The sequence below is a fragment of the Streptomyces sp. SID9727 genome (assembly GCF_010550605.1).
Classification (GTDB): Bacteria; Actinomycetota; Actinomycetes; order Streptomycetales; family Streptomycetaceae; genus Streptomyces.
In genome coordinates this window covers 1-209 of sequence record NZ_JAAGNI010000013.1, presented here as the reverse complement: position 1 = coordinate 209, position 209 = coordinate 1, and the positions used below count along the sequence as shown (strand labels likewise).

Below are 209 nucleotides of genomic sequence, written 5' to 3'. Positions count from 1 at the left end.
GGCCTCGGCACCGCGCCGCACTGGCAGGTGGTGGTGGCCCGGGTCGAGTGGGACGCGGACGGCACGTCCGGGGTGCGGGGCGGTCCGGTCGCCCAGGCCCTGCTGGAGGAGATCCTGGTCGATCCGGCGGTGACCGGCCCCGACTCGGCGGACCGGATCGCCGTCGCGCACACGGGTGACGAGGCCATCGCCCTGGTTCCGCTGCCCGC

1 pseudogene is annotated in these 209 nt (G+C 77.0%); it reads left to right on the top strand.

What is annotated here, in order from left to right:
* Window positions 1-209, top strand: a pseudogene (locus G3I41_RS00835) (PucR family transcriptional regulator); the annotation flags it as partial.